Source organism: Mesorhizobium sp. M0074, from assembly GCF_040322975.1.
Taxonomy (GTDB): Bacteria; Pseudomonadota; Alphaproteobacteria; order Rhizobiales; family Rhizobiaceae; genus Mesorhizobium.
The window spans coordinates 1-3305 of sequence record NZ_JAMYUM010000063.1 but is presented as its reverse complement, the minus strand read 5'-3'; the positions used below and the strand labels follow the sequence as shown (position 1 = coordinate 3305).

Here is a 3305-nt window from a genome sequence, read left to right as displayed (position 1 = left end):
ACCATTACGACATGGCATTCCTGGGAGCAGCCGCCACCCGCATCATCAACGAGGTACGCGGCATCAACCGCGTCGTCTACGACGTGACGAGCAAACCGCCAGGCACAATTGAGTGGGAGTGACGGATACAAATGGCGGCAATAGCGTAGTTTGAAGTAGTTACGACAAGTCTTCGTGGCACTCTTGAGCGACCTCCAATGACTCAGGATATTCCTCGTGTGATTTGATGGCGCTTTCTCGAAAAGTAAAGAGAGGTGTGGTCGGCGGAGTATATTGGCGTGCTGGAGCGTACAATTCGGCGGTTCGCTGGAGATCGGCGCAGCTGGCGTCGCAATCGGAAAATGAACGCAATCCTAGCCAGCGCAGCACGACAACTTGGCGACGTCCTTGGCAAAGCCGAGTGCCGCGAGCTTCAAGCCCTCGACAGTGGTTAAATACGGAAAGATCGCATCGGCGAGATCCTCGACATTGAGGCCTTGCCGGATCGCCAGCGCCGCGGTCTGGATACTGTCGGCTCCTTCCGGCGCGAGAATATGCGCGCCGAGCAACCGGCCACTGCTGGCATCGGCCACGAGCTTGATGAGCCCACGGGTGTCGCGAGCGGCGAGTGCGCGCGGCACCCGCTCGAGACCGATCGTCGAGACACGGACGGCATGTCCGGCGGCACGGGCCGCGGCCTCGGTGAGGCCCACGCTCGCCACTTGCGGGTCGGTGAAAACGATGGCAGGCATGGCGCTGTTGTCGTAGCGCAGGCTGTCGCCGTTGAGCGCATTCTTGGCAGCAAGCTTGGCACCATAGGCGGCCATGTAGACGAACTGGTCGCGGCCGGTGACATCGCCGGCAGCATAGATGCCGGCCCCGGAGGTGCGCATGCGGTCATCAACGACAATGCCGCCCTTCGGCGAGAGGGCGATGCCGTGCTCTGCAAGCCCAAGGCCTTCGATGTTGGGCGTGCGCCCGGTGGCGATCAGCACCTGATCGGCGTCGATCGTCGTATTCTGGCCGTCGCGCGCAACATCGAGCGCAATGCCGTTCTCGGTCCTGCGGATCGCACGATAGGCGATGCCAGAGACCACGGTGATCCCTTCGTCCTCGAAATACCCCGTCAGGGCCGCGCCGATCTCGGGCTCGGCCTCGGGGAGCAGCCGAGACCGGCAAACGAGCGTCACCTTGACGCCGGCGCGGGCGAACATCTGGGCGAGTTCCGCCCCGATATAGCCGCCGCCGATGACGAGCAGTGACCGGGGGAGTTCCTCAAGGTCGAGCGCCGTCGTGCTGGTCAGATACGGCACGTCCTCGATGCCAGGGATGGCGGGCACCGCCGGTCGCGCGCCGGTCGCGATGATGATCTTGCCAGCGGGAATGCGCGCGCCGTCTACCTCGACACCACCTTCCACGAGCCGCGCCGCGCCCGCGCGATAGGCGATGCCGTTATAGGCCGGCAGCAGGTCAATGTACTTGGCCTGGCGCAGATCGGAAACCAGCGCGTCCTTCTGACGGACGGTTCCGCGCCAATCGGTCAGTTCGGCCTCGGCCGTGATGCCGGCGAAACGTGCTGCCACGCGAGCGTTGTGAAGTGTCTCGGCAGCGCGGATCAGCGTTTTCGATGGGACGCAACCGATATTGACGCAGGTGCCGCCGATGGTGCCGCTGCCGATGAGGGCCACCCGTGCGCCCTGATCGGCAGCTGTGATGGAGGCCGAGAAGCCGGCCGAACCGGCACCGATCACCGCAAGATCGTAGGCGCCACCATTGCGACCGTTCGTGCGAAAGCGACGGTCCGCGACTGCGGCCGTCTTCGATGTCGAGCCGACCGAGGATTCTGCCGCGGTATCGAGGCCAGCAAGGCTGGGCCCGAAAAGAGCCCGGCCAACCTCCAGCGCTTCCTCGATCGACAGCCGGAATCCGGGCTCGTCCGTGGAGCGCTCGCCGCGCCAGGCAGAGAGGTGGTCGTCCGAACAGAAGAAGGCGGTCGTCGCACATAGCGAGCTGGCGGCGCACGCGCCTTCATAGCGGACGCTATGCCACATGACGGCCGATCGCGGCTCGATCTCGGCCAGCCCCCGCCCTTGGTCCCGCGTGGCGATCCGGATGGGTGCACCGCAATGGCGGCAGCGCGAAGCTATCGCGATGTCGCGATCGGTCATGGCGCCGATGCCGAGTGCGTCGACAGCGCACATTGCGTTGAGAACACGCCCGTCCAGTGTGACGTGGTGCCCCGTGTCTCGGTCCGTGAAGGGATAGGCGCCGACGATCCGCTCACAGTCGAGGACGACCAGGTCACGACCGCGGAGCTCTTCGAGCAGAGGCCGGATGGCCGTCCCGCTCAACCCCGCGCGCTCCGCGAGCGCGCCTGCAGTCGGGGCTCGTCCGTTTTCGGCGCGCGCAAGCGGCGTCATCGGCGCAGGCTCGCCTGGGCTTCCAGTAGACGAGGTAGAAGCCGCATCCGAGAAGGCTTGCCGTGCCGGCGACGAAGAATGGCTTGTAAGGCGCGAGCGCCGTCAGATTGCCGATCCAGGCCCCGCCGATGCCAAGGCTGAACAGAAGCAGCGGCACGATGCAGCAGGAGGAAGCCGCGAGTGCGCCGAGAAGGCCGCCGACGGCGATCAGACGCTGCCGCCCGGCGTCGCCTCGTTCAGAGGCAGACAAGTCTGCAGCGGCAGTTTGGGCCGCCGTTATTCCGGATCGCGATGCAACCATGTCCGGCCTCTCTTCCTTGCCGAAATCCCAAGCGTGCCGTAGCATGCGGTCTGTAGTCACTACAGGGTCAAGAGGGATTTTGCGATGCGCGATCATGCCCTGGTGAAGGGCCTGCAACGGGCCGAGCTCGCCCAGCGTACGGGCTGCAATCTGGAGACCGTGCGCTATTACGAGAAGGTCGGCCTTCTGCCCGAGCCGCCGCGTACGACGAGCGGCTATCGCAGCTACGACACCATGCACGAGCGGCGCCTTCGCTTCGTGCTACGCGCGCGCGAGCTAGGCTTTTCCCTCGATGAAATCCGTGAACTGCTGCGCCTCGTGGATGAACGCGATCGGCCTTGCGGCGAGGCAAGAGATGTGGCCGCCGCCCATCTTAAGGACGTGCGGACGAAAATCGCTGACCTCAAACGGATGGAGCGCATGCTGAAGGAGGTGGTCGCGCAATGCGCTGACGGCACGTTGCCGGAGTGCCCGCTGATCGAGACGCTGTTCCAGGAGCGAACTACCGCATAAGTGCGTCCGAAGGCGACTGGACGATGCGCGCCTACCGCGAGCACGCGGTCGAGACGATCCGCAAACAGGTCGGCAAGGGCAAGGTGATCTGC

General features: G+C 64.9%; 4 protein-coding genes. 2 read left to right on the top strand and 2 right to left on the bottom strand.

Features of this window, described 5'->3' with window-relative positions:
• On the top strand, positions 1–122 hold a 122-nt coding region (locus tag NKJ73_RS33915; protein ID WP_502899081.1), incomplete at its 5' end, for a GMP synthase (glutamine-hydrolyzing).
• A 231-nt stretch (positions 123–353) separates the two neighbouring features.
• Here NKJ73_RS33915 and merA read toward each other — a convergent pair.
• Complete coding sequence (gene merA / locus NKJ73_RS33910) at positions 354–2399, bottom strand: mercury(II) reductase (protein WP_352572724.1); 2046 nt, start codon at positions 2397–2399, stop codon at positions 354–356.
• Positions 2281–2700 (bottom strand): mercuric transporter MerT family protein, encoded by a 420-nt coding sequence (locus NKJ73_RS33905; protein WP_502899080.1) that lies wholly within the window; start codon positions 2698–2700, stop codon positions 2281–2283. The genes merA and NKJ73_RS33905 overlap by 119 nt, the downstream gene beginning before the upstream one ends.
• Before the next feature lie 84 nt (positions 2701–2784).
• Here NKJ73_RS33905 and NKJ73_RS33900 point away from each other — a divergent pair, with 84 nt between their 5' ends.
• Positions 2785–3213 (top strand): MerR family transcriptional regulator, encoded by a 429-nt coding sequence (locus tag NKJ73_RS33900; RefSeq protein ID WP_352572722.1) that lies wholly within the window; start codon positions 2785–2787, stop codon positions 3211–3213.
• Positions 3214–3305 lie beyond the last annotated feature (92 nt).

Excerpts from the sequence above, each read along its gene's own strand:
- merA (WP_352572724.1), bottom strand. The coding sequence starts at position 2,399 with ATGACGCCGCTTGCGCGCGCCGAAAACGGACGAGCCCCGACTGCAGGC.
- NKJ73_RS33905 (WP_502899080.1), bottom strand. The coding sequence starts at position 2,700 with ATGGTTGCATCGCGATCCGGAATAACGGCGGCCCAAACTGCCGCTGCA.
- NKJ73_RS33900 (WP_352572722.1), top strand. The coding sequence starts at position 2,785 with ATGCGCGATCATGCCCTGGTGAAGGGCCTGCAACGGGCCGAGCTCGCC.